The 23748-nt window shown below is 71.5% G+C and carries 19 protein-coding genes and 1 pseudogene; 15 read left to right on the forward strand and 5 right to left on the reverse strand.

The annotated features are described in order from the left end of the window. Positions 1–31 precede the first annotated feature (31 nt). From ACZ4TO_RS21115 to ACZ4TO_RS21165, 11 genes are all read left to right on the forward strand, one after another. Positions 32–2026, forward strand: coding sequence for an Ig-like domain repeat protein (locus tag ACZ4TO_RS21115; RefSeq protein WP_385047548.1), 1995 nt, complete (start codon positions 32–34; stop codon positions 2024–2026). 119 nt (positions 2027–2145) lie between these two features. Continuing rightward, the gene (locus ACZ4TO_RS21120; RefSeq protein WP_468024964.1) at positions 2146–3054 is read left to right on the forward strand and encodes a sortase; all 909 of its coding nucleotides are present in this window, start codon (positions 2146–2148) and stop codon (positions 3052–3054) included. 297 nt (positions 3055–3351) lie between these two features. Continuing rightward, positions 3352–4176 carry a phosphate ABC transporter ATP-binding protein PstB gene (gene pstB, locus ACZ4TO_RS21125; protein ID WP_382793533.1) on the forward strand — a complete coding sequence of 275 codons (825 nt, stop codon included), beginning with the start codon at positions 3352–3354 and terminating at the stop codon, positions 4174–4176. A gap of 1079 nt (positions 4177–5255) precedes the next feature. Then, positions 5256–6473, forward strand: coding sequence for a M20 family metallopeptidase (locus ACZ4TO_RS21130; protein ID WP_385047554.1), 1218 nt, complete (start codon positions 5256–5258; stop codon positions 6471–6473). Positions 6474–6891: 418 nt separating this feature from the next. Then, on the forward strand, positions 6892–7950 hold the full coding sequence (locus ACZ4TO_RS21135) for a BMP family lipoprotein (protein ID WP_382793363.1): 1059 nt from the start codon (positions 6892–6894) through the stop codon (positions 7948–7950). 315 nt (positions 7951–8265) lie between these two features. Then, positions 8266–9318 (forward strand): BMP family lipoprotein, encoded by a 1053-nt coding sequence (locus ACZ4TO_RS21140; RefSeq protein WP_382793365.1) that lies wholly within the window; start codon positions 8266–8268, stop codon positions 9316–9318. Between the two features lie 288 nt (positions 9319–9606). After that, positions 9607–11253 carry an ABC transporter ATP-binding protein gene (locus ACZ4TO_RS21145; RefSeq protein ID WP_382793368.1) on the forward strand — a complete coding sequence of 549 codons (1647 nt, stop codon included), beginning with the start codon at positions 9607–9609 and terminating at the stop codon, positions 11251–11253. Beyond that, positions 11253–12377 carry an ABC transporter permease gene (locus ACZ4TO_RS21150; protein ID WP_382793371.1) on the forward strand — a complete coding sequence of 375 codons (1125 nt, stop codon included), beginning with the start codon at positions 11253–11255 and terminating at the stop codon, positions 12375–12377. Before ACZ4TO_RS21145 ends, ACZ4TO_RS21150 begins: the two co-directional genes overlap by 1 nt. Further along, entirely contained in the window at positions 12374–13639 is a 1266-nt protein-coding gene (locus ACZ4TO_RS21155) for an ABC transporter permease (protein ID WP_382793373.1), read from the forward strand. The genes ACZ4TO_RS21150 and ACZ4TO_RS21155 overlap by 4 nt, the downstream gene beginning before the upstream one ends. Then, positions 13636–14049, forward strand: a complete 414-nt coding sequence (locus tag ACZ4TO_RS21160; protein WP_382793376.1) for a cytidine deaminase — start codon at positions 13636–13638, stop codon at positions 14047–14049. The genes ACZ4TO_RS21155 and ACZ4TO_RS21160 overlap by 4 nt, the downstream gene beginning before the upstream one ends. Positions 14050–14114: 65 nt before the next feature. Beyond that, the gene (locus tag ACZ4TO_RS21165) at positions 14115–15398 is read left to right on the forward strand and encodes a thymidine phosphorylase (RefSeq protein WP_468024965.1); all 1284 of its coding nucleotides are present in this window, start codon (positions 14115–14117) and stop codon (positions 15396–15398) included. A gap of 57 nt (positions 15399–15455) precedes the next feature. Here ACZ4TO_RS21165 and ACZ4TO_RS21170 read toward each other — a convergent pair whose 3' ends face one another. Further along, the gene (locus ACZ4TO_RS21170; RefSeq protein WP_468024966.1) at positions 15456–16376 is read right to left on the reverse strand and encodes an AEC family transporter; all 921 of its coding nucleotides are present in this window, start codon (positions 16374–16376) and stop codon (positions 15456–15458) included. Between the two features lie 134 nt (positions 16377–16510). On the opposite strand from ACZ4TO_RS21170, the pseudogene ACZ4TO_RS21175 reads away from it, so the two are divergent. After that, positions 16511–16750: pseudogene (locus ACZ4TO_RS21175) on the forward strand (STAS domain-containing protein); the annotation flags it as partial. A 39-nt stretch (positions 16751–16789) separates the two neighbouring features. Here the strand turns inward: ACZ4TO_RS21175 and ACZ4TO_RS21180 are convergent. Next, positions 16790–17857, reverse strand: coding sequence for a sigma-70 family RNA polymerase sigma factor (locus ACZ4TO_RS21180; RefSeq protein ID WP_468024967.1), 1068 nt, complete (start codon positions 17855–17857; stop codon positions 16790–16792). Positions 17858–18135: 278 nt separating this feature from the next. Further along, positions 18136–19434: an MFS transporter gene (locus tag ACZ4TO_RS21185; RefSeq protein WP_382793387.1), complete on the reverse strand. Its 1299-nt coding sequence runs from the start codon at positions 19432–19434 to the stop codon at positions 18136–18138. Positions 19435–19496: 62 nt separating this feature from the next. On the opposite strand from ACZ4TO_RS21185, the gene ACZ4TO_RS21190 reads away from it, so the two are divergent. Continuing rightward, positions 19497–20459: a LysR family transcriptional regulator gene (locus ACZ4TO_RS21190; protein WP_382793390.1), complete on the forward strand. Its 963-nt coding sequence runs from the start codon at positions 19497–19499 to the stop codon at positions 20457–20459. Positions 20460–20726: 267 nt separating this feature from the next. Here ACZ4TO_RS21190 and ACZ4TO_RS21195 read toward each other — a convergent pair whose 3' ends face one another. Beyond that, the gene (locus tag ACZ4TO_RS21195; RefSeq protein WP_468024968.1) at positions 20727–21488 is read right to left on the reverse strand and encodes an alpha/beta fold hydrolase; all 762 of its coding nucleotides are present in this window, start codon (positions 21486–21488) and stop codon (positions 20727–20729) included. A 113-nt stretch (positions 21489–21601) separates the two neighbouring features. Here ACZ4TO_RS21195 and ACZ4TO_RS21200 point away from each other — a divergent pair, with 113 nt between their 5' ends. Together ACZ4TO_RS21200 and ACZ4TO_RS21205 are read left to right on the forward strand one after the other, a co-directional pair. Further along, positions 21602–22756, forward strand: a complete 1155-nt coding sequence (locus tag ACZ4TO_RS21200; protein WP_382793396.1) for an adenosine deaminase — start codon at positions 21602–21604, stop codon at positions 22754–22756. 142 nt (positions 22757–22898) lie between these two features. Next, on the forward strand, positions 22899–23252 hold the full coding sequence (locus ACZ4TO_RS21205) for an ATP-binding protein (protein WP_382793398.1): 354 nt from the start codon (positions 22899–22901) through the stop codon (positions 23250–23252). Between the two features lie 212 nt (positions 23253–23464). Here ACZ4TO_RS21205 and ACZ4TO_RS21210 read toward each other — a convergent pair whose 3' ends face one another. After that, a complete protein-coding gene (locus ACZ4TO_RS21210) occupies positions 23465–23668 on the reverse strand; it encodes a PspC domain-containing protein (RefSeq protein ID WP_355773406.1) in 204 nt (67 codons plus the stop codon). Between the last annotated feature and the right edge of the window lie 80 nt (positions 23669–23748).

The raw sequence follows: 23748 nt of genomic DNA on the forward strand, positions 1-23748 counted from the left end.
CGTCACGTCGCACACCCTCTGGAGACTCTCAATGCGCACGACGCGCCTCTCGGCGGCCATGGTCGCCGCCGCCGTGGTGTCCGGCACGCTGGCTCTGGCGAGCCCGGCGTCCGCCGACCCCACTCCCGCCGGAACCTTCCGCACCCTGGTCGGCGTGGGCTCGGACACCACCCAGGACGTGCTCAACGCCCTGGCCGGCGACACCGTCAACGGCAACTCCTACACGGCCACCGCCGTGAAGTCGGCCACCGGCGCGGGCATCGCCTCGTACGACGCGATCGAGCCCGGCACCGGCTCGACCACCTCGAACATCCAGACCCGCACGGGCGGCCCGACCTTCCAGCGCCCGAACGGCTCCGGCAAGGGCCGCCTCGCCCTCAGCATGTCGCTGACCGGCGACAAGTTCCCCGACAGCTCGGGCGTCTCCATCAAGGGCCAGGTCGACTTCGCCCGCTCCTCCAGCGGCCCGAGCACCTCCGGCACCGCCTTCACCTACATCCCGTTCGCGCGGGACGCCGTGGGCGTCGCGGTGCGCGGCTCGGCCCTCAACACGCTGACCGTCGACCAGCTCCACGACATCTACTCGGGCACGCTGACCGAGGTCAACGGCCAGACCGTGCACCCGAAGATCCCGCAGAGCGGCTCCGGCACCCGCAAGTTCTTCCTCGGCGCCATCGGCCTCACCGACGCCACGCTCTCCCCGACCGTCGCGACCGTCCAGGAGAACCAGGCCAACGGCGCCCTCGACGCGGACGGCGCGCTCGTCCCGTTCTCGGTGGGCAGCTGGATCGCCCAGAACAACGGCATCTCGCCGGACTTCAGCACCACCGCGGCCGCCGCCGGCGCCCACCTGGCGGCCGTGCAGCTTCCCGGCGACACCGGCGCCACCACCCCGATCGCCACCGTGAACGGCAAGCTCGCCCCGGTCGGCGCCTACTACGAGAACGCCACCTTCGGCCGTGACGTCTACAACGTCGTGCCGAGCCGGGCCATCGACCCGACCAGCATCTTCTTCGACAAGGACCTCTACGACGTCTTCGTCACCAGCGGCTCGCACGAGGCGGGCCTCGCCTCCGATGCCGCCGAGGGCGTCATCGCCAAGTTCGGCTTCGTGAACGAGTCCTACAACGGCTCGGTCAACCTCGCCAAGCACGCCAAGCTCGGCGGCCTGGAGGAGTCCGGCGTCGACGCCGCCACGCCGGCCGCGCCGACCGTGAGTGGCACCCGTGGCGACGGCAGCGTCAAGCTGAACTGGACCGCCCCGGCCGCCACCGGTCTCCCCGTCACCGACTACCGCGTGACCCTGACCGGTTCGGACGGCGCCGTCGTGGCCGTCAAGGACGTCCCGGCCACCACCAGGTCGTACACCTTCAGCGGTCTGGCCCTCGGTCACTACACGGCCACGGTCTCCGCCGCCAACCTCAACGGCAGCGGCGCCGCCGCCTCCTGGACCGGCGACATCAAGTACACGACCACCCTGAAGGCGACCACCGCGACGACCGCGTACGGCAAGACCCCGAAGGTCGCCGTCACGGTCACCGGCACGCACGGCGTGGTCCCGACCGGCACGGTCACCGTCAAGGAGGGCACCACCACCCTCGGCACCGGCACCCTGGACAGCACCGGCAAGGTCTCCGTCAGCCTGTCCAGCCACCTGAAGGTCGCCACGCACAGCCTCACGGTGTCCTACGGCGGCAACAGCAAGCTGCTGACGTCCAACGGGACCGCCTCGCTGACCGTCTCGAAGGCGGCCCCGAGCGTCACCACCACCGCTCCGGCCTCCATCAGCCACCTCTCGCAGGCCAAGGTCACCATCAAGGTCACCGCGACCGGCACCACGCCGACCGGCACGGTCCGGATCTACGAGGGCTCGCACGTCATCGCCACCGGCACCCTGAGCGGCGGCACCGTGACCGTCAAGCTGCCCAAGCTGTCCCGCGGCACCCACACCATGCACGCCTGGTACGTGGGTTCCACCACGGTGAACTCGAAGAACGGCGCCGACTTCCGGATCAAGTCCACCTGATCCGCGGCCTGTAGCACCACCCGCCCGCCGGGGGCGCCCAGCAGGACGCTCCCGGCGGGGCCTCTCCCGTCCCACCCGCCCCACCCGTTCCCTGAGTTGAGTGAAGGAGACGCGCCGCCGTGACGGTCGCCGTACAGACCACGCTCGCAACGCCCCTGCCGCGGCCGGGCGTTCGAGGCGTCACCGCCGTCCGGCATCTCGCCCGCGGCGGTCTGCTCACCCTCGCGGCCCTGCTGCTCGGCCTCACCGCCCAGGTGCTGTTCCTCAGCGGCTTCCAGGAACGCGCCGCGCAGCACGCCGCGTACGACTCGCTGCGCGCCCAACTGGCCCTGGGGACCGCCCCGGTGGCCCAGACCGACCAGGAGGGCGCCCTGCTCGCCCCGGGCACCCCGGTCGCGATCGTCGACATCCCCGCCCTGCACGTGCGCCAGGTGGTCCTGGAGGGCACCGACTCCGGCGTCATGAAGGACGGACCCGGCCACCGCCGGGACACCCCGATGCCGGGGCAGGCCGGCACCAGCGTGCTGATGGGCCGCGCCGCCGCGTACGGGGGTCCCTTCGGACGCCTCGGCGACCTCGCCGCCGGCGACACGTTCACCGTGACCACCGGCCAGGGCAAGGCCACGTACCGGGTCTTCGGCGTCCGGCGCGCCGGCGATCCCGCGCCCGCTCCGCTCGACGCCGGCAAGGGCCGCATGGTCCTCCTCACGGCCACCGGAGCGGACTTCATGCCCGGCGGGGTGCTGCGGGTCGACGCCGAGCTGGTCTCCGCGCCGGCGCAGACCCCGGCCGCCGTCATCCGCTCCGGCACGCTGCCCGAGGCCGAACAGCCGCTGGCCCGGCCCGGGGGAGTGCCGTGGCCGCTGGTGATGTGGCTCCAGGCGCTGGTCCTCGCGGCCGTCGCCGCCGTGTGGGCCTGGCACCGCTGGGGCCGACACCAGACCTGGATCGTGTTCGCCCCGGTCGTCGCCGTCCTCGGCCTCCAGGTGGCGACCCGGGTCACGGAACTCCTCCCCAACCTGACCTGACCGTCCACAGCCCCGACGCCCCACGCCCCGACGCCCCGACCACCGGAACCCGCCCGACCGGCCGAGCCCGACTCGCCCGACCGGGTCACCCCGGCCCCGACCCACCCCGCCGAGCCGAGCCCGGCCCGAATTCGCCATGAGGTGCCCGACGTGACCGATGCGACCGCCGCGCGTGACAGCGCCGCGAACGAGACCGCCCCGACCGACAGCGTCCCGGCGGCCACCGCCGGTACCGGCCGTGCCGCGCCCGCCGCCACCGCCGTCATCGACCCGGGCACCGTGGTCGACACCGTCGCCCTGCCGCCTGTCCCGTCGGACGGGACCCTCCGGACCCGCCATGGCGCGGCCCCCGCCGAACTCGACGCGCGCGAGGTGTCGGCCTGGTTCGGCAGCCACCTGGTGCTGGAGCGGGTCTCCCTGACCATGCCCGCCGGACAGGTCACCGCCCTGATCGGCCCGTCCGGCTGCGGCAAGTCGACCTTCCTGCGCACCCTCAACCGGATGCACGAGCTGATCCCCTCCGCCGCGATGGCCGGCGAGGTGCTCTTCGACGGCGAGGACATCTACGCCCCCGAGCGGCGGCTGACCGAGGCCCGGCGCCGGATCGGCATGGTCTTCCAGAAGCCGAACCCGTTCCCGGCCATGTCGATCTACGACAACGTGGTCGCCGGCCTGCGCCTGACCGGCACCCGCGCGGGGCGCCGCGAGAAGGACGAGCTGGTCGAGGAGAGCCTGACCCGGGCGGGCCTGTGGAAGGAGGTCCGGGACCGGCTGCGGCAGCCCGGCGGCGCGCTCTCCGGAGGCCAGCAGCAGCGCCTGTGCATCGCCCGCGCTCTGGCCGTACGGCCCCGGGTCCTGCTCATGGACGAGCCGTGCTCGGCGCTCGACCCGACCTCGACCCGGCGTGTCGAGGAGACCATCCACGAACTCGCCGGACAGGTGACCGTCGTCATCGTCACCCACAACATGCAGCAGGCGGCGCGCGTCTCGCACCAGTGCGCGTTCTTCCTCGCCGAGCAGGGCACCCCGGGCGCCATCGTCGAGCACGGCCCCACCACCGACATCTTCGGCACCCCGAAGGACCAGCGCACGGCGGACTACGTAGCGGGCCGCTTCGGCTGAGCCCCCGACACCCACGCCCCGCCGCCGAGCCCCCCACACCGCCCCCACGCCACACCGGGCCGCCGGTCTCCGAGCTGCCCGAGCTGTCAGCGTGGCGCCGTCCGCGCCGGGCGTCCGCCCCGCACCGTCAGGCCGGGTCGGGTCGGGTCGCCTGCCCCGTGCCGTCCGTGCCGAGCCGTCCGAGCTGGCCGTGCCCGCACCGGGCCGGGCCGCACCGGGCCGTGCCGGTGTCGCCCGCACCGCCCGCGGGCCCGGTCAGAGCGCCCGCACCGCGCGGCGCCACGCCAGGCTGGCCGCGCCTGCGTCGTCAGGCCCCCTGGACCGAGCACCGACCGTGCCGTGCGGAGCCGTCCGAGCCACCGAGCCGGACGGCCCGCACCGACCCCGCCTGCACCGCGCCGGGCCGGGTTGCCCGCACCGACCCCGGGCCAGATCGCGGCGCCCGGACCGACCGGCGCCGTGCCGGTGTCGCCCGCGCCGCGCCGGGCTCTGCGCGCCGACCCCTCCCGCGCCACGCCGGACCAGGCGGTCCGCCTGCCCCGCCCGCGCCTTGGCGTGCGCGCCCGCCCCGCCCGGACCCGTGCGGGCCCGCACGCCCCCATGCGCCCGCGTCGCACCACCCGCGCCGAGACGGGTCGGCCCACGTCCGCCGAGCGGGTCGGTCCCACCCCCGCAGACGCGGGGCAGCACCCGGCGCCGAACGGGCCCCCACCCACCCCCGCCCCCGCCCCGAGCGCACCCTCATGACGGAACGTGACGCGAAAAGGGCCGGAGACGGTGGCCTCGCCGGGATCCGGGGGCTTCGGTGTGAGACCGTGGAGACGATGAAGGGGAACGAGCCCGGGAACCCCGGGCCTTCTCCGGTGCACATCGGCGGACGCCGCCGACGAGTCGGATCACAGCCGGTCACCGCACCCGTTCAAGATCCAAACGCCCGAAGAGCCGGGCGAGTTTACCCATCCTCGTAGCCGACCATGCGCCGCGCGGCCAGATTTTCTTCCCCTAACGGGCTGAACTTTTGTTGATCGTGGGTTAGTTGGCCGCCCGATCGTCCTACCCTTCAAAGGGTGAACCAACTGATGTCCCGAGAGTCCGAGGCCGATCTCCCCGGGGAGCCGCTGCTCCCGGGCGCGCTGCCCGAGGCACTGCGCGCCGAACTCGTCGCGTTCCGCCGCGACTTGCACATGCACCCGGAGCTCGGCAACCAGGAGTTCCGCACCACCGCGGCGATCAAGGCACGCCTGGAGCAGGCGGGCCTCGAGCCGCGGGTCCTGTCCATCGGGACCGGCCTCATCTGTGACATCGGGGACGCCGACGACGTACGCCCCATGCTGGCCCTGCGCGCCGACATCGACGCGCTGCCGATCCCGGACACGAAGAGTGACTGCGCGTACCGCTCGACGGTGCCGGACCGCGCCCACGCCTGCGGCCACGACGTCCACACCACGGTCGTGCTCGGCGCCGGTCTCGTCCTCGCCGACCTGCACGCGAAGGGCCTGCTGCCCCGGCGTGTCCGGCTGATCTTCCAGCCCGCCGAGGAGGTCCTGCCCGGCGGCGCCCCGGACGCGATCGAGTCGGGCGTGCTCGAAGGCGTCGGGCGGATCGTCGGCGTGCACTGCGACCCGAGGGTCGACGCGGGGCGCATCGGACTGCGGCACGGCGCCATCACCTCGGCGTGCGACCGGCTCGAAGTCGCGCTCGACGGCGCGGGCGGCCACACCGCCCGCCCCCACCTCACCACCGACCTCGTCACGGCCGCCGCGCGGGTCGTCACCGACGTGCCGGCCCTCGTCGCCCGGCGCGTGGACGCCCGCAGCGGGCTCGCGGTGACCTGGGGACGCATCGAGTCGGGTCACGCCTGCAACGTGATCCCCCAGCACGCCGAACTGTCGGGGACGATCCGCTGCCTGGACCTCGACGCCTGGCGGGCCGCGCCCGACCTCGTCCACGCGGCCATCGACGAGATCGCGAACCTCTACCGCGCCAAGTCCGAGATCAACTACATCCGTGGCGTCCCGCCGGTCGTCAACGACCCGGGCGTCACCGAACTGCTCCGCGAGGCCATGACCGCCCGGCGCGGCGCCCAGTCCATCGAGGACACCGAGCAGAGCCTCGGCGGCGAGGACTTCTCCTGGTACCTGGAGCACGTGCCCGGCGCGATGGCCCGGCTCGGGGTGCGCCGCCCCGGCGACCGCACCACCCGCGATCTGCACCGGGGCGACTTCGACGCCGACGAGCACGCGATCACGGTCGGCGTCGAGATGTTCACCGCCGCGGCCCTCCTGGACGCTTCCTAGGTCCACCGCACTGGCCCAGCCCCTCCCGGGGCCCCGGGCCAACTCCCTCCCGGGGCCCGCCGGAGCACCCCTCACGGGGCCCCGAACAGGCGACGGACACGGCCGGGTGAACTCCGGTCGCGCCCCCCACGCCCCCGCAGTAGCGTGGTCGCAGTTCTACGACAACAGTCACTTTGTGGAGCAGCGACCACCCCCTCCGTCACGCGGGGCCCGTTCCCCGGATTCGCCGCGTGAGGTCCGTGATGGTCACTGCGTCCCCGAACACACCTTTCGGCCGCATGGTTCACAAGGACGTAACCGGCCATCGGCACGAATGGATAACGGCCAGGCGGAACCCCGTTCCCTGGACGGTCTACGCGCGTTAATGTGCGCCGAACTCAGCACCCACTGCGGGGCTTTGGAGAATGGGGAGCTTCAGATGCGTCGGATTGCCAGCCTGACCCGCATCGCGGTGGGGGTCGCGTCGCTCGCACTCGCCGCCACCGCCTGCGGCGGTACCAGCAGCGACAGCAACAGCAGCAGCAACAGCAGCGAGAGCGGTGGCGGCAAGGGCCTCGCCATCGCGTACGACGTCGGCGGCAAGGGCGACCAGTCGTTCAACGACGCCGCGTTCGCGGGTCTGGAGAAGGCGAAGAAGGAGTTCGGCTACCAGACGGCCGACGTCGAGCCCACCGACAACGAGACCGACGCCGACAAGCAGCAGCGCCTGGAGTCCCTCGCCAAGCAGGGCTACAACCCGGTCATCGGCATCGGCTTCGCCTACGGCCCCGCGCTGGAGAAGGCCGCCGCGAAGTTCCCGAAGACGACCTTCGGCATCGTCGACTCGGTCGTCAACGGCAAGAACGTCGCCTCCCTGGTCTTCGCCGAGCAGGAGTCCTCCTACCTCGCCGGTGTCGCCGCCGCCAAGGCCACCAAGAGCAACACGGTCGGCTTCATCGGCGGTGTGGACGTTCCGCTGATCCACAAGTTCGAGGCCGGCTACACGCAGGGCGTCAAGGACACCAAGCCCGGCGTGAAGGTCCTCTCGCAGTACCTGACGCAGACCGCCGCCGAGGGTGGCTTCTCCAGCCCCGACAAGGGCAAGGCCGCCGCCGAGGGCCAGATCGAGAAGGGCGCCGACGTCCTGTACGCCGCCGCCGGTCTCTCCGGTCAGGGTGTCATCGAGGCCGCCTCCAAGGCGGGCGTGTGGGCGATCGGCGTCGACTCCGACCAGTACAAGCAGGAAGCGCTGGCGGCGTACAAGGACAAGATCCTGACCTCCGCGCTCAAGGACGTCGGCGGCGCGGTCTACACGCTGTCGAAGTCGGTCCACGACGGCAAGCCGCTGACGGGCACGCAGACCTTCGACCTCAAGGTCAACGGTGTCGGCCTCGCCGACAGCAACCCGAAGATGGGCGAGATCGCCGGCCTGAACGACGCCGTGGCCAAGGCGAAGGCCGCCATCATCGCCGGCGACATCAAGGTCAAGACCTCGTAGTCGCGTGAACGGCGGGTGACCGCGACGGGCTCCGGCCCGCCTCCGCCCCCACCGGGCGGGCGAACACGATCGAAGTACCGCGGAACGGGCGGGCACCCCGGGTCCCCCCCCGTTCCGCTGTCCGCCCTCAAGATCACCCTGCGTCCTTTTTCCTTTGCGATCGGCATGTGCGGGGCCCCTGGACACGTGGCGTCGAGCACAGCCGGATAACAAGGTGGACAGAAGGGGTTTTCTAGTTGGTCTACGCGCGTTAATCTGCGGCGAAGCCAGCGCCGAAGCTGAACCGTCAGGCGCTGAACGACAGGAGCACATGTAATGCGCCGGGTTACCCGCATCGCGCTCGCAGGCACTGCGACCGCCTCTCTCGCCCTCGCTCTGTCCGCCTGTGGCGGCACCTCGACCTCCTCGGACTCCTCGGACTCCAAGGGCGGCAACAAGGGCCTCGCCATCGCGTACGACGTCGGCGGCAAGGGCGACCAGTCCTTCAACGACGCCGCGTTCGAGGGTCTGAAGAAGGCGAAGGGCGAGTTCAAGTACGAGACCGCCGACGTCGAGCCCACCGACGGTGAGACGGACGCGGACAAGACCCAGCGTCTGGTCTCCCTGGCCAAGCAGGGCTTCAACCCGGTCATCGGCATCGGTTACGCCTACGGCCCGGCCGTCAAGGCCGCCGCGGAGAAGTTCCCGAACACCACGTTCGGCATCGTCGACGACTCCACCGTCACGGCGAAGAACGTCGCGGACCTGGTCTTCTCCGAGCAGGAGGCCTCCTACCTGGCCGGCGTCGCCGCCGCCAAGGCGACCAAGACGAACACCGTCGGCTTCGTGGGCGGCGTGGACGTTCCGCTGATCCACAAGTTCGAGGCGGGCTTCGAGCAGGGCGTCAAGGACACCAAGCCGGGCGTCAAGGTCCTCTCGCAGTACCTGACCCAGACCGCCCAGGAGGGTGGCTTCTCCAGCCCCGACAAGGGCAAGACGGCCGCCGAGGGCCAGATCGAGAAGAAGGCCGACGTCGTCTACGCCGCGGCCGGTCTGTCCGGTCAGGGTGTCATCGAGGCCGCCTCCGCCAAGAAGGTCCTGGCGATCGGTGTCGACTCGGACCAGTACCTCCAGGAGGCGCTGGCCCAGTACAAGGACTCGATCCTGACCTCCGCGACCAAGGATGTCTCCAAGGCGGTCTTCAACCTGGCGAAGTCGGTCGAGGATGGCAAGCCCGAGAGCGGTATCGTTCGGGGCGATCTGAAGTCCGGTGAGGTCGGCCTGGCCGACTCCAACCCGGCCTTCAAGAACAACACCGCGATCCAGGACGCCGTCAAGGCCGCCCAGGAGAAGATCATCAGCGGTGCGATCAAGGTCAAGACCAGCTGACGAGAAGTACCTCAGGAGCAGCCAATGCGGTCCCGGGGAAGTTCGGGCAAGTCGTCGTGCCGGCCGGCACGGGGAGGCGCCCGTTCTGCCCCGGAGCCGCTTGGTAACCGCGGGGTTACGTCCGCTCAACGGGATACGAGGAGTCTTGCTCCACGTATCCCGTTCTCGCGGCCTGTGGCCCCTTTCGTTGCCGTAGGGGCGCTACGCGCGTAGACGACCCCCTTTCCCTCAGGAGAGTGCGCCATCAACGCGTCCAGCAGCCCTCCGGCCGACGCGGTCAACGGTCAGGTGACCGCCGTCGAACTCGCCGGGATCACGAAGCGATTCCCCGGCGTCGTGGCCAACCACGACATCCACCTCAGCGTCCGCAAGGGCACCGTGCACGCCCTCGTCGGCGAGAACGGCGCCGGCAAGTCGACGCTGATGAAGATCCTCTACGGCATGCAGAAGCCGGACGAGGGCACCATCGCCGTCGACGGCGAACAGGTCACCTTCTCGTCGCCGGGCGACGCCATCGCCCGCGGCATCGGCATGGTCCACCAGCACTTCATGCTGGCCGACAACCTCACCGTCCTGGAGAACGTCACCCTCGGCAGCGAGAAGCTGTACGGGATCGGCGCCAAGGCTCGCCGCAAGATCGTGGAGATCTCCGACCGCTACGGCCTCGGGGTCCGCCCCGACGTCCTGGTCGAGGAGCTCGGCGTCGCCGAACGGCAGCGCGTGGAGATCCTCAAGGTCCTCTACCGCGGCGCCCGCATCCTGATCCTCGACGAGCCGACCGCCGTCCTCGTGCCGCAGGAGGTCGACGCACTCTTCGACAACCTGCGCGAACTCAAGGCCGAGGGCCTGTCGGTCATCTTCATCTCGCACAAGCTCGGCGAGGTCCTCTCGGTCGCCGACGACATCACGGTCATCCGGCGCGGTACGACGGTCGGCACCGCCGTGCCGTCCGAGACGACCCCCCGTCAGCTCGCCGAGCTGATGGTCGGCAGCGAACTGCCCACTCCGGAGACCTCCGAGTCGACCGTCACCGACCAGGCCGTGATCGAGGTCGACGACCTGGTCGTCTTCGCCAAGGGCTCGGTGTCGATGGGCAAGGGCTCCGCCGCCCTGCTCATGGACGAGGTGGAGCGCGGCGCCGTACGCCTCGTGCTCGACCACGTCTCCTTCACCATCCACGCCGGTGAGGTCATGGGCATCGCGGGTGTCGAGGGCAACGGCCAGACCGAGCTCATCGACGCGCTGATCGGCCTGAAGGGCGCCGACTCCGGTGTCATCCGCTTCGCGGGCGAGGACATCACCGCGATGTCCACGCGCAAGCGCCGCGAGAACGGCATCGGCTACATCCCCGAGGACCGGCACCGTCACGGCCTCCTCCTGGAAGCCCCCCTCTGGGAGAACCGCATCCTCGGCCACGTCACCGAGAAGCCCAACGCCAAGGGTGTCTGGATCGACATCAAGGGCGCCCAGCAGGACACCCGCCGCATCGTCGAGGAATACGACGTGCGCACCCCCGGCATCGACGTCACGGCCGCCTCCCTGTCCGGCGGCAACCAACAGAAGCTGATCGTCGGCCGCGAGATGAGCCACAAGCCGAAGTTCCTGATCGCCGCCCACCCCACCCGTGGTGTGGACGTCGGCGCGCAGGCCCAGATCTGGGACCAGATCCGCGCGGCCCGCCGCGAAGGACTCGCCGTCCTGCTGATCTCCGCGGACCTGGACGAGCTCATCGGCCTGTCCGACACGCTCCGGGTGATCTACAACGGCAAGCTGGTCGCGGACGCGGACCCGGCCACCATCACCCCGGAGGAACTCGGCTCGGCCATGACCGGTGCCGCCTCCGGACACCTGGAGAACGAGGAGCTCGCCGAAGCGGCCGAGCTCGAAGAGCCCGCCGAGAACCCGGCGGACGCCCCGGAAGACGAGGCCCGCTGATGAAGAAGTTCGACAAGGAGCGCATCCTCCTCGGGGTGGCCGGGCCGGTCATCGCGCTCGTCGTCGCCGTGGCACTGACGTCGATCGTGCTGCTCGCCTCGGGCAAGAGCCCGATCGAGCCGTACTCGATCATGTTCCAGCAGGCGACGTACTCCGACATCCAGGTCCTGATCATCAACCAGGCCTCGCTGTACTACATCGCGGCGCTGGCGGTGGCCATCGGCTTCCGGATGAACCTGTTCAACATCGGTGTCGACGGCCAGTACCAGCTCGCCGCCATGATGGCCGCGATCGTCGGCGCGCACGTCGCGCTGCCGGCCGTGCTCCAGGTCCCGCTGCTGATGCTGACCGCGATCTGCACCGGCGCGTTCTGGGCCGGCATCGCCGGTGTCCTCAAGGTCACCCGCGGGGTCAGTGAGGTCGTCGCGACGATCATGCTGAACGCGATCGCGACCTCCGTCATCGCCTACCTGTGGCTGCCCGACGTCTTCGGCGTCAAGCTCGGCAACAACAACACCACCGGCGAGATGCACAAGTCCGGCTGGATCCCCGGCTTCAGCATGGGTGACGCGGGCGAGATCTACGGCCTGGTCATCCTCGCCGTGGTCCTCGGCATCGGCTACTGGATCGTCCTCAACCGCACCCGCTTCGGCTTCGACCTGCGCGCCTCCGGCGCCTCCGAGTCCGCCGCCGCGGCCAGCGGTGTCGACCCCAAGCGCATGGTGCTCACCGCGATGCTCCTCTCCGGCGGCATCGCCGGCCTCGCGGGTCTGCCGATCCTGCTCGGCGACACCCACACGTACAGCCTGAACTTCCCGACCGGCATCGGCTTCCTCGGTATCGGTATCGCGCTGCTCGGCCGCAACAGCCCCGTCGGCATCGCCTTCGCGTCCCTGCTGTGGGCCTGGCTGGAGAAGGCCTCGCCCGAGCTCGACTTCCACGGGTACGACAAGGAGATCGCGGTCATCATGCAGGGCCTGATCGTGATCTCTGTCGTCGTCTCCTACGAGGCCGTGCGCGAGTGGGGTCTGCGCCGCCAGCAGCGCCGCGTCGGCGCCGAACTCGCCGCGGGCAACGTCCTCGGCGGCCCGAACAACACCGAGAAGGAGGTGGCTGGCCGATGACCACCGCAACCGACGTCAACCAGCCCACGCTGGAGCCCGCGGCTCCCAAGAGCCGCCGGATGTCGCTCCCCGTCCTCCTGCTGGTGATCGCGGGCGCCCTGGCGCTGACCTCGATCGTCCGCATCATCACCGGCGCCGACGGCATCACCAACGTCAGCCAGATGTCGACCGCGCTCGAACTGGCCGTCCCGATCGGCCTGGCGGGTCTCGGCGGTCTCTGGGCCGAGCGCTCGGGCGTCGTCAACATCGGCCTCGAAGGCATGATGATCCTCGGCACCTGGTTCGGCGCCTGGGCCGGCTACCAGTGGGGCCCGTGGACCGGTGTCATGATCGGCATCATCGGCGGCGCCCTCGGCGGCCTGCTGCACGCGATCATCACGGTCACCTTCAACGTCAACCACATCGTCTCCGGTGTGGCCATCAACATCCTCGCGCTCGGCATCACCCGCTATCTCTCCCCGATCGCCTTCGTCGGCCACCAGGGCGGCTCGGCCAAGCAGTCCCCGCCGGTCGACTCGCTCGGCCAGTTCACCGTGCCAGGGCTCTCCGACTGGCTCACCACCCTGAACTCCAAGGGCTGGTTCTTCATCTCGGACATCGCGGGTCTGCTCGGCGGTCTGGTCACCGACGTCTCCTGGCTCACCCTGATCGCCGTCGCGCTGATCCCCGGCACCTGGTGGGTCCTGTGGCGCACCTCGTTCGGTCTGCGTCTGCGCTCCTGCGGCGAGAACCCGATCGCGTCCGAGTCGCTCGGCGTGAACGTCTACAAGTACAAGTACATCGCCGTGATCATCTCCGGCGGACTGGCCGGCCTCGGCGGAGTCTTCCTCTCCCTCGTCGCCAACCCCTTCTACCTGGAGGGCCAGACCGCCGGCCGCGGCTACATCGGTCTCGCGGCGATGATCTTCGGCAACTGGATGCCCGGCGGCCTCGCGCTCGGCGCCGGCCTGTTCGGCTACACCGACAGCCTCAACCTGCGCGGCGGCTCCGAGAACGTCCACGCCCTGCTGCTGCTCGGCGCCATCCTGCTCGCCATCGGCGCGATCTGGCTCGCGGTCAAGAAGAAGTACGTCTCCGCCGTCATCACCCTGGTCATCGGCGTCCTCGTCTTCCTCTGGTACGCCCTGACCAACGAGGTGCCCACTCAGATCGTCTCCGCCACGCCCTACGTCATCACCCTCCTCGTCCTGTCCCTGTCGGCGCAGCGCCTGCGCATGCCGAAGGCGGACGGCCTGCCGTACCGGAAGGGACAGGGGAAGTGACGGCCGCCGGCGCGGACTCCGCGGACGTCGACTGGGAAGAGCTGCGGGAGGTGGCCCGTACGGCGATGACCCGTGCGTACGCGCCCTACTCGGACTTCCCGGTCGGCGCCGCCGCCCGCGTCGACGACGGCCGGATCGTCTCCGGCTGCAACGTCGAGAACGCCTCCTACGGCCTTGGCCTGTGCGCCGAGTGCGGTCTGGTCTCCGAACTGCGGGCCACCGGAGGCGGCCGGCTGACGCACTTCACGTGTGTCGACGGGCGGGGCGAGATCCTCGTCCCGTGCGGACGCTGCCGGCAGCTCCTGTTCGAGTTCGGCGGCGAGGAACTGATCCTGGAGACACCGCGCGGGCTCGTGCCCCTCTCCGAGATGCTCCCGCAGGCCTTCGGGCCGGGCCATCTCACCAAGTAATGCCCCGCGGCCCCTCCGACCGGCTGACGCCGGGGAGGGGCCGCTCATCTTTCGGAAGGAACGCCATGGCCATGGACGCCGTCTCCGTCATCCGCACCAAGCGGGACCGTGCCGAGCTGAGCGACGCGCAGATCGACTGGGTCATCGACGCGTACACCCGCGGCGAGGTCGCCGACTACCAGATGGCCGCCCTCAACATGGCGATCCTGCTCAACGGCATGAACCGCCGTGAGATCGCCCGCTGGACGGCCGCGATGATCGCCTCGGGCGAGCGCATGGAGTTCTCCTCCCTGTCCCGCCCGACCGCCGACAAGCACTCCACGGGCGGTGTCGGCGACAAGATCACCCTTCCGCTGGCCCCGCTCGTCGCCGCCTGCGGTGCCGCGGTGCCCCAGCTCTCCGGGCGCGGCCTCGGCCACACCGGCGGCACCCTCGACAAGCTGGAGTCGATCCCGGGCTGGCGCGCGCTGCTGTCCAACGAGGAGATGCTGCACGTCCTCGACACCACGGGCGCGGTCATCTGCGCGGCCGGCGACGGACTCGCCCCCGCCGACAAGAAGCTCTACGCGCTCCGCGACGTCACCGGCACCGTCGAGGCCATCCCGCTCATCGCGTCCTCCATCATGTCCAAGAAGATCGCCGAGGGCACCGGCTCGCTGGTCCTCGACGTGAAGGTCGGCACCGGCGCCTTCATGAAGACCATCGAGGACGCCCGCGAGCTGGCCTCCACGATGGTGGGCCTCGGCACCGACCACGGTGTGAAGACGGTCGCGCTCCTCACCGACATGTCCACGCCGCTCGGTCTGACCGCGGGCAACGCCCTGGAGGTCCGCGAGTCCGTCGAGGTCCTCGCCGGCGGCGGCCCCGCCGACGTCTTCGAGCTCACCGTCGCCCTGGCGCGCGAGATGCTCGACGCGGCCGGGATCAAGGACGCCGACCCGGCGAAGGCCCTCGCCGACGGCTCCGCGATGGACGTGTGGCGCCGCATGATCGCCGCGCAGGGCGGCGACCCGGACGCCGCGCTGCCCGTCGCCCGCGAGCAGCACGTGGTGAAGGCGTCGGCCTCCGGCGTGCTGACCCGCCTCGACGCGTACGACATCGGGATCGCCGCCTGGCGCCTGGGTGCCGGACGCGCCCGCAAGGAGGACCCGGTGCAGGCCGGCGCCGGCGTCGAGCTGCACGCCAAGCCGGGCGACACCGTCACGGCGGGCCAGCCCCTCATGACCCTCCACACGGACACCCCGGACCGCTTCGAGTACGCGCTCCAGTCCATCGAGGGCTCCTACGACGTCGCCGCGGCCGGGACGGACTTCAAGGCCACCCCGATCGTGCTGGACCGCATCGCCTGATCGTCACGTCCAGGGCGGGGACCGGTGCCGTCGCGCCGGTCCCCGCGCTTTCGCCCCTCAGCCGAGCAGGGCCGCGACCACCACGAGCACCGGTACGGCCAGGATCGTCGAGAGCAGGATCGACTCACGGGCCAGGGACTCGCCGACCCGGTAGCGCGAGGCGTACGTGAAGAGGTTCTGCGCGGCCGGCAGGGCCGAGGTCACCACCACGTCGAGCAGCGGCGCGCCGCGCAGGCCGAACACACCGGTGGCCAGCGCCCAGGCGGCCAGCGGCTGGCCCACCGCCTTCAGCGCGACCGACAGCAGCACCGGGCCCCGGTCCGAGCCCCGGCCCGGCAGGGCGCTGCCGCACAGTGAGATCCCGAAGGCCAGCAGCACCGCCGGCACCGACATGCCGCCGATCAGCCGCAGCGGTTCCAGGACCGGACCCGGCACGGTCAGGCCCGCCGCCGACACCGCCACCCCGCTCAGGGAACCGACCGCGATGGGATTGCGCAGCGGTGTGAGCAGACGACGCCACAGGGGGCCCTTCTCGCCCGCCGCGGACAGATCGAGAACGGTCAGGGCGATCGGCGTGACCATGATCTGCTGGAACAGCAGGACGGGCGCCACCAGCGAGGCGTCACCCAGTACGTACACGGCGATCGGGATGCCGAGGTTGCCGGAGTTGACGTAACTGGAGCAGAGCGCGCCGATCGTCGTCCTGCCCGGGCCCCAGCGCCGTACGGCCCCCGCCGCGACGAACACCCCGGCCGCCGCGGCCGTGCTCATCGCCGTGACCAGGAGCCGGCTGGAGAAGACGACCGACAGATCCGCCCCCGCGAGCGTCGTGAACAGCAGCGCGGGCGAGGCCACATGGAAGGCGAGCCTCGTCAGCACGTCCCGTCCGTCGTCCCCGAGGTGGCCCCGCCGCCCGATGACGTACCCGACGCCGATGACGACGGCGATGACCGCGAAGCCCGTCAGCACTCCGCGCACGAGGCCTCCTCGGCGGGCGGGGAGCAGGCCGGCAGGCCGTCACGTATCGCGGGCGGAACCGATTCATGGGGCATGCACTCAACCCAAGGGGGCGGAGCCGACGCGGGTCAATGTGATCTTCCGCGCCGCCCGCGATGAGTTCGCGGCCCCCCGGCGGTCTACTGACCGTGGACTCCGCGAAACCGGCCGTGCTCGTGCTGCCAGGACTCGTCACCCGGGACGAGGTACCCGGGCTCTGCGAGGCTGTCCGGGCGCTGCTCACGGCGGGCGGCAGCGGGGTCGTGGTCTGCGACGTCGCCGGCCTCGGACCGCCCGGCCTCGCCACCGTCGACGCGCTGGCCCGCATGGAACTGGCGGCCCGCCGGGCGGGCGGCCGGATACGCCTGCGCGGCGCGGACCCGGCGCTGCGCGCCCTACTCGACCTCGTCGGCCTCCGTTTCGAGATCTCCGACGGCCGCGGGTCCGCCCTCGCCCCGGGGCCCGGGAGCCTCGGGACCGTCGAGGTGGAGGGGCAGTCCGAAGAGCGGGAACCAGCGGGCCGTGTCCAGGAAGAAGTGGAACCCGGAGATGCGGCCCTTTGAGATCTCCAGCACCTGCACCGACCAGGGGGTGTGGCCGCCCGCCTCCTCGTCCGGCTTGTACTGGGCGAACCCCGGCAGGCCGTTGACCTCCACCGGGATCAGACGCGAGTCGGCGCACGCGGCACCCAGGGTCGTCATGAAGCCGGTGATGTCGTCCGTGCCCCGCAGCCACAGGTCGAACGGCGGCATCGTCATGACCGCGTCCTCGTGCAGGAGGGCCGTCAGCGCCGTCATGTCGTACCCCTCGAAGGCCGCCACGTAGCGCTCCAGGAGCTTTTGCTGCTCCTCGTCCAGCGGGTCGGAGGTCGCGGCGTCCGCGCCCGCCCCGTCCCTCTCCGCGAGGGTGGCGCGGGCCCGCTGGAGGGCGCTGTTGACCGAGGCGACGGTCGTGCCGAGCAGTTCGGCGACCTCGCTCGCCCGCCACGCCAGGACCTCGCGCAGGATGAGCACCGCGCGCTGCTTGGGCGGAAGCTGCTGGAGGGCCGCCATGAAGGCCAGCCGCACGGATTCCTTGGCCACCGCGGCCTCCGCCGGATCGCTGGTCGTCGGCAGCACGCGGCCGTCGGGCATCGGCTCCAGCCAGGTGTTGTCCGGGCGGGGGGTGAGCGCGGCCTGCGCCAGCGGCGAGGGGCCCGTGAGATCCATCGGGCGGGCTCTCCTGTTGCCCGCGTTGAGCATGTCCAGGCACACGTTCGTCGCGATCCGGTACAGCCAGGACCGCATCGAGGAGCGGCCCTCGAACGAGGCGTAGCCGCGCCAGGCCCGGACCATCGTGTCCTGCACCGCGTCCTCGGCCTCGAAGGAGGAACCGAGCATGCGGTAGCAGTATCCGGTCAGCTCGACCCGGTGCCGCTCCAGCCGGACGTCCAGGTCCGCCGTCGTCGCCGTACCCTCGCTCATCGCCAACCCACCCCTGTGGCTGCTTCCGTTTCGCGCGTCATCGCGCCGGCACTTCGGAAGCTACCGCAGCCCACTGACAATGGCGTGCGGAGTGGGGAGAACGGCAGGTCACAGGGGGTGTTCCGGAGAGCGGACCCGGGCCCGGCGGAAGTCTGCGGGCCCCGGGCGGAAGTCTGCGGGACCCGGCGTTCCCCGGGACCCGGCGGGCGGGCCCGGGGAAGACGGGCCCGGGGCGGGCGGGTCCGGGGCGGGACCCGCCGGCTTCCGGGCCCCGGGCCTCAGTGGGCCGGAGCGGGCACGCCGCGCGCGGCTGTACGCGCCGCGCGGGAGCCGAACAGGGTGATCGTGACGACTCCCAGCACCGCGAACAGGCCCATGGTCACCGTGCCCGACCAGCCCCCCGCGTGGAAGGCGACCGCGCCCAGGGTGCTGCCCGCGCTGGAGCCGATGTAGTACGCGGACTGGTAGAGGGCCGACGCCTGCGCCCGCCCCGTCTTCGCGGTGTGGCTCACCGACGACGAGGCCACCGCGTGGCCCACGAAGAAGCCCGCGGTGATCAGGACCAGGCCGAGCAGCACCATGACCAGGGAGCCGGCCAGCGACAGCAGCAGCCCCGCGGTCGTGGTGGCGCCCGCCACGTACAGGGAGCCGCGGCGGCCCAGGCGGCCGGCCAGCCGGCCCGCCGTCGACGCCGACACCGTACCGACGAGGTAGACCAGGAAGACCGAGCCGACGATGCCCTGCGGGAGCGAGAACGGTGCCTCGCCGAGGCGGTAGCCGATGACCGTGTAGACCCCGCCGAACACCATCATGAACAGCGCGCCGATCGCGTACAGCCGGCACAGCAGCGGGTTCGCGAGGTGCTCGCGCACCGTGCGGGCCAGCACCCGGGGCCGCAGCGAACCCCGTGTGAAGTGCCGCGGCGCCGGAAGCAGCAGCCGGAAGGCCACCGCGCAGACCACGGCGATCAGCCCGATCGTGCCGACGGCCACCCGCCAGCCCCATTCCTGCGCCACCCAGCCGGTGATGACCCGGCCGCTCATCCCGCCGACGCTGTTGCCCGCGACGAACAGACCGATCGCGGTGATCAGCGCCTTGGGGCGGACCTCCTCCGCCAGATACGCCGTCGCCGACGCCGGGAGTCCCGCCAGGGCCGCGCCCTGGACCGCCCGCAGGGCCACCAGCGCGCCGATCGACGGCGCGAAGGGGACCAGGAGGCCCACGGCGACCGCCACCGCCAGGGACGCCGTCATCAACGTACGCCGTCCGAAGCGCTCCGAGAGCGCGCTCATCGGCAGGACGAACAGCGCGAGCCCGCCCGTCGCGGCCGACACCGTCCAGCTCGCCTCGCTCGCGCTGACCCCGAAGTCCGAGGAGACGAGCGGCAGCAGGGCCTGGGTGGAGTAGAGGAGCGCGAAGGTCGCGACGCCCGCGAGGAAGAGGGCGAAGCTCATCCGGCGGTAGCCGGGCCCGCCGGGGGCCATGCGGGAGTCGGTGGCGGCGGGGAGGGAGGGTGCGGTGGGAGCGGAGGCGGCGGCGCCCGTGGTGACGGGCGCCCCGGTACTGGCGGAAGGCATACCCCGAACCTAAGGAGCCCTTCTTCATCCGTCCAATGCATGGAATCGCCATAATCGTTCCCATGGTGCATCAGCAGAGGTCACAGGCTCACCTGTCACCGTTCAGTGACACAGAAGACAGTGCGCACTTCGCGAGACTGCTCGCCCCGCGCCTGGCGTACTTCGCCGGTGTGGCCCGCACCGAGCACGTGACCCGGGCCGCGGAACAGATGCGGGTCCCGCAGTCGACGCTGTCCCGGGCGATGGTCAGGCTCGAACAGGACCTGGGCGTCGACCTGTTCGCCCGCCACGGCCGCACGGTGTCGCTGACCCCGGCCGGCCGCACCTTCCTCTCCTCCGTGGAACGGGCTCTCGCCGAGGTCGGGCGCGCCGCCGAGGAGGTGCGCGCGGACGCCGACCCGGCCACCGGCAAGGTCGCCTTCGGCTTTCTGCACACGATGGGCTCGGAGACCGTACCGGGGCTGATCCGCGCCTTCCGCGCCGATCATCCGGGCGTCCGCTTCAGCCTCGTGCAGAACTACGGGGAGGCCATGCTGGAGCGGCTGCGGTCGGGCGAACTGGACCTGTGTCTGACCTCGCCCGTGCCGGACGCGCCCGATCTGGTGGGCCGCCGGCTCGACGAGCAGAAGCTCCGCCTGGTCGTGCCGGCCGACCACCCGCTCGCCTCGCGCAAGCGCATCCGGCTCGCCGAGGCGGCCGACGAGACGTTCGTGACCCTGGAACCCGGCTACGGGATGCGCCGCATCGCCGACGACCTGTGCCAGGAGGCGGGGTTCCGGCCGCGCATCGCCTTCGAGGGGGAGGAGGCGGAGACGCTCCGCGGCCTCGTCGCCGCCGGCCTCGGCGTCGCCCTGCTGCCGCCACCGGCCGTCCCCCGTCCGGGAGTCGTCGAACTGACCGTCACCGCCCCGCGCGCGGTGCGCGAGATCGGCGTCGCCTGGCTGGACGGCCACCCCGACACCCCGCCGGTGGCCGCCTTCAAGAAGTTCCTGCTCTCCCGCCGCGGCCACCTGCTGCCCGACTGAGCCACCGGGCGGCCCTCGGCCCGGTGCGGCCGGAGGCGCGCAACGCGTCGCCGGGCGGGAATCGCCGGAACGCCCTGGAGCGTGGCCGCCCTAGGGCGTGTTGCGAAAGTCCCGCCTGCCACGCGACGCCATGTACGCACTCTCGCCGCACCGGGCGAAAGCCCAAGTACATCCAGTACGAGGACTTCCGCCCGGCACGCCGAGAGCACGCACCTGGCGCCGCGCGGCCCGCCCTTCGGGCGAACGACGGGACTTTCGCAACACGCCCTAGCGGCGCAACGACTGCCCGAACCCCGCCGCCAGCGGCATCCGCAGGCCCAGCGGCGGCGGCGCGGCGAAGGCGTCCTCGACCGGGCGGGAGTAGGAGCGGCCGAACAGCGAGCCCATCACGAAGTCCTCGGCGAGGGCCAGGACTTCGTGCCGGTGCTGGTGCAGGGCGTGCCCGTCGGAGTGGACCTCGAAGCGGCAGATGCCGCGGTTGGCCTTCTTCGCGCGCGCGGCGAGCCGGAAGGACAACTCCGGGTCGGTACGGGCGTCGTTGGTGCCGTGCACGATCAGCACGCGCCGCCCCGCGAGCTGTTTCACCGGTTCGGGTGGTGCCGCGACGTCGTCCTCGGGCAGCCAGGGTGCCAGCGCCAGCACGGAGTTGACGGCCGGGTGCCCGCCCGCGCGCAGTGCCGCCCGGCCGCCCATGTCGATGCCGGCCAGGCACACGGGCACGTCTCCGTAGCGGCGGACGACCTCGTCGGCGGCCCAGGACGCGTCGGCCGCGAGATGGGCCTCGCTGCCGTTCCAGCCGCGGACGCGGTAGTGCACCACATGGCCGACCAGGCCTTCCTCGCGTCCGGCGCGGGCCAGTCGGCGCCCGAGCGCGCGTACGGAGGCGGTCGCCATCATGGGGGAGGGTCTTCGGGACGAGGTCTCCTCGCCGCCCGGCAGCAGCAGAACAACTCCGCTGACCGCCGTCGGCTCGGGGCCGAGCGCCCTCCCCAGCCGGGCCCTGCGAACCGGCGTCGCTTGCTGTGCCATGACAGAACAGTGTCAGAAGCAAGGGTGTACGCCACCCGTCCGCACGGTCACCGTTACGTATCGACGGATTCGTACAACAGGAGATCTACGCGCGTAGGGGCTAGAGTGCGAAAATGACGAGCCAGATCCGGAACACCCCGAGCTCGGAGCAGATCCGCCGGGCGCCCAAGGTCCTGCTGCACGATCACCTCGACGGGGGCCTGCGCCCCGGCACGATCGTCGAACTCGCCCGCGACACCGGCTACTCGGGCCTCCCCGAGACCGATCCCGGCAAGCTCGGGATCTGGTTCCGCGAGGCCGCCGACTCCGGCTCGCTGGAGCGCTACCTGGAGACCTTCGCCCACACCTGCGCCGTCATGCAGACCCGTGAGGCCCTGGTGCGGGTCGCCGCCGAGTGCGCCGAGGACCTCGCCGAGGACGGTGTCGTCTACGCCGAGGTGCGGTACGCGCCCGAGCAGCACCTGGAGGGCGGGCTCAGCCTCGAAGAGGTCGTCGAGGCGGTCAACGAGGGCTTCCGGGAAGGGGAACGGCTGGCTCGGGAGAACGGCCACCGCATCCGGGTCGGCGCCCTGCTGACCGCGATGCGGCACGCGGCCCGCGCCCTGGAGATCGCCGAACTCGCCAACCGCTACCGCGACTCGGGCGTCGTCGGCTTCGACATCGCGGGCGCCGAGGCCGGGTTCCCGCCCACCCGGCACCTCGACGCCTTCGAGTACCTCAAGCGCGAGAACAACCACTTCACGATCCACGCCGGCGAGGCGTTCGGCCTGCCGTCCATCTGGCAGGCGCTCCAGTGGTGCGGCGCCGACCGGCTCGGCCACGGCGTCCGCATCATCGACGACATCCAGGTGCGCGAGGACGGCTCGGTGGAGCTCGGCCGGCTCGCCTCGTACGTCCGGGACAAGCGCATCCCGCTGGAGCTGTGCCCCAGCTCCAACCTCCAGACCGGCGCCGCCGACTCGTACGCGGCCCACCCCATCGGCCTGCTGAGGCGGCTGCACTTCCGCGCCACGGTCAACACCGACAACCGTCTCATGTCGGGTACGAGCATGAGCCGGGAATTCGAGCACCTTGTCGAGGCGTTCGGTTATTCGCTCGACGACATGCAATGGTTTTCTGTCAATGCTATGAAGTCGGCGTTCATTCCTTTCGATGAACGACTGGCCATGATCAATGACGTGATCAAGCCCGGATATGCAGAATTGAAGTCCGAATGGCTGTTCCAGCAGACGGCTTCCACCAGCGGTTCTTCGGGAGAACAAGCCTGATCGAGGCGAAGGGAAAGCGGCCGGGTCTTCACTTGTTCTCCATGACTCGGCCGCTTTTCGATGTTTGCGGAGGGAGGGATGGCGTGTTTACGGTTCTGGACCGCTCACACACCGTCTCACCCACCCCAAGGACGCATTCACGATGAAGCAGTCTGCTGCCAAGACCCTCGGCGTCGCCGCTCTCGGCGCCGCTTTCGCCGCTGTCGGCGCGGGCGCCGCGAACGCCGCCCCGGCCCTGCCGGAGGCCTCCTCGGCGCTGGACACCGTCACCAAGACGCTGCCCGCCGAGAACGTCGCCTCGGCGCTGCCGGGTGCCGGTCAGGTGCTCGCCCAGGGCCAGAGCGCCCTCGGCACGGGTGTGGCCGCCGCGCAGCCCGCCGCCTCGCGTCTGCTCGCCGACGGGCCGACCGCGCCCGTGGCCGGACTGCTCGGAGGGCTGCCGCTGCAGGGGCTGCCCACGCACGGCCTGCCGGTCAACGGCATTCCGCTGGGCTGACGTCCGAGGCCGGACGCAGGCCCCCCGCCTGTCCGAGCCCGGGGCCTCGCGTCCGTACGCGGACGCGCCGTACGCGTCGCGGCCGTGCCGATCCCGGCCGCACGAACGCCGGTGGGGCACACCCTGTTCGGGTGTGCCCCACCGGCGTTCGCCGTCGGTCCGCGGGCCGCCACCGGGTGCCCGCCAGGGGCACCGGGGACCGTCCGCCCGGTTCACCAGGCGGTGCGCGAGACCTTGTCCTCGGACGGGAAGAGGATCCACAGCGCTATGTAGAGCAGGAACTGCGGGCCGGGGAGCAGGCAGGACAGGACGAAGACGACACGCATCGTCGTCGCCGAGGTGCCGAAGCGCCGTGCCAGCGCAGCACAGACTCCGCCGATCATGCGGCCGTTCGTGGGGCGGGCAAGGGCGGTCATGGTGGCTCCTTCGCGAACCGTCGTCGAGTGCCGGCGGGGCCGGCTTCGTCGTTCTCATCGGTGCCTTCACCGATGTCCTC

This window comes from Streptomyces sp. NPDC028298, from assembly GCF_055565895.1.

Excerpts from the sequence above, each read along its gene's own strand:
- ACZ4TO_RS21130 (WP_385047554.1), top strand. The coding sequence starts at position 5,256 with ATGTCCCGAGAGTCCGAGGCCGATCTCCCCGGGGAGCCGCTGCTCCCG.
- ACZ4TO_RS21195 (WP_468024968.1), bottom strand. The coding sequence starts at position 21,488 with ATGGCACAGCAAGCGACGCCGGTTCGCAGGGCCCGGCTGGGGAGGGCG.
- ACZ4TO_RS21140 (WP_382793365.1), top strand. The coding sequence starts at position 8,266 with ATGCGCCGGGTTACCCGCATCGCGCTCGCAGGCACTGCGACCGCCTCT.
- ACZ4TO_RS21115 (WP_385047548.1), top strand. The coding sequence starts at position 32 with ATGCGCACGACGCGCCTCTCGGCGGCCATGGTCGCCGCCGCCGTGGTG.
- ACZ4TO_RS21180 (WP_468024967.1), bottom strand. The coding sequence starts at position 17,857 with ATGAGCGAGGGTACGGCGACGACGGCGGACCTGGACGTCCGGCTGGAG.
- ACZ4TO_RS21135 (WP_382793363.1), top strand. The coding sequence starts at position 6,892 with ATGCGTCGGATTGCCAGCCTGACCCGCATCGCGGTGGGGGTCGCGTCG.
- ACZ4TO_RS21205 (WP_382793398.1), top strand. The coding sequence starts at position 22,899 with ATGAAGCAGTCTGCTGCCAAGACCCTCGGCGTCGCCGCTCTCGGCGCC.
- ACZ4TO_RS21155 (WP_382793373.1), top strand. The coding sequence starts at position 12,374 with ATGACCACCGCAACCGACGTCAACCAGCCCACGCTGGAGCCCGCGGCT.
- ACZ4TO_RS21200 (WP_382793396.1), top strand. The coding sequence starts at position 21,602 with ATGACGAGCCAGATCCGGAACACCCCGAGCTCGGAGCAGATCCGCCGG.
- ACZ4TO_RS21165 (WP_468024965.1), top strand. The coding sequence starts at position 14,115 with ATGGCCATGGACGCCGTCTCCGTCATCCGCACCAAGCGGGACCGTGCC.
- ACZ4TO_RS21185 (WP_382793387.1), bottom strand. The coding sequence starts at position 19,434 with ATGCCTTCCGCCAGTACCGGGGCGCCCGTCACCACGGGCGCCGCCGCC.
- ACZ4TO_RS21150 (WP_382793371.1), top strand. The coding sequence starts at position 11,253 with ATGAAGAAGTTCGACAAGGAGCGCATCCTCCTCGGGGTGGCCGGGCCG.
- ACZ4TO_RS21210 (WP_355773406.1), bottom strand. The coding sequence starts at position 23,668 with ATGACCGCCCTTGCCCGCCCCACGAACGGCCGCATGATCGGCGGAGTC.
- ACZ4TO_RS21190 (WP_382793390.1), top strand. The coding sequence starts at position 19,497 with ATGGTGCATCAGCAGAGGTCACAGGCTCACCTGTCACCGTTCAGTGAC.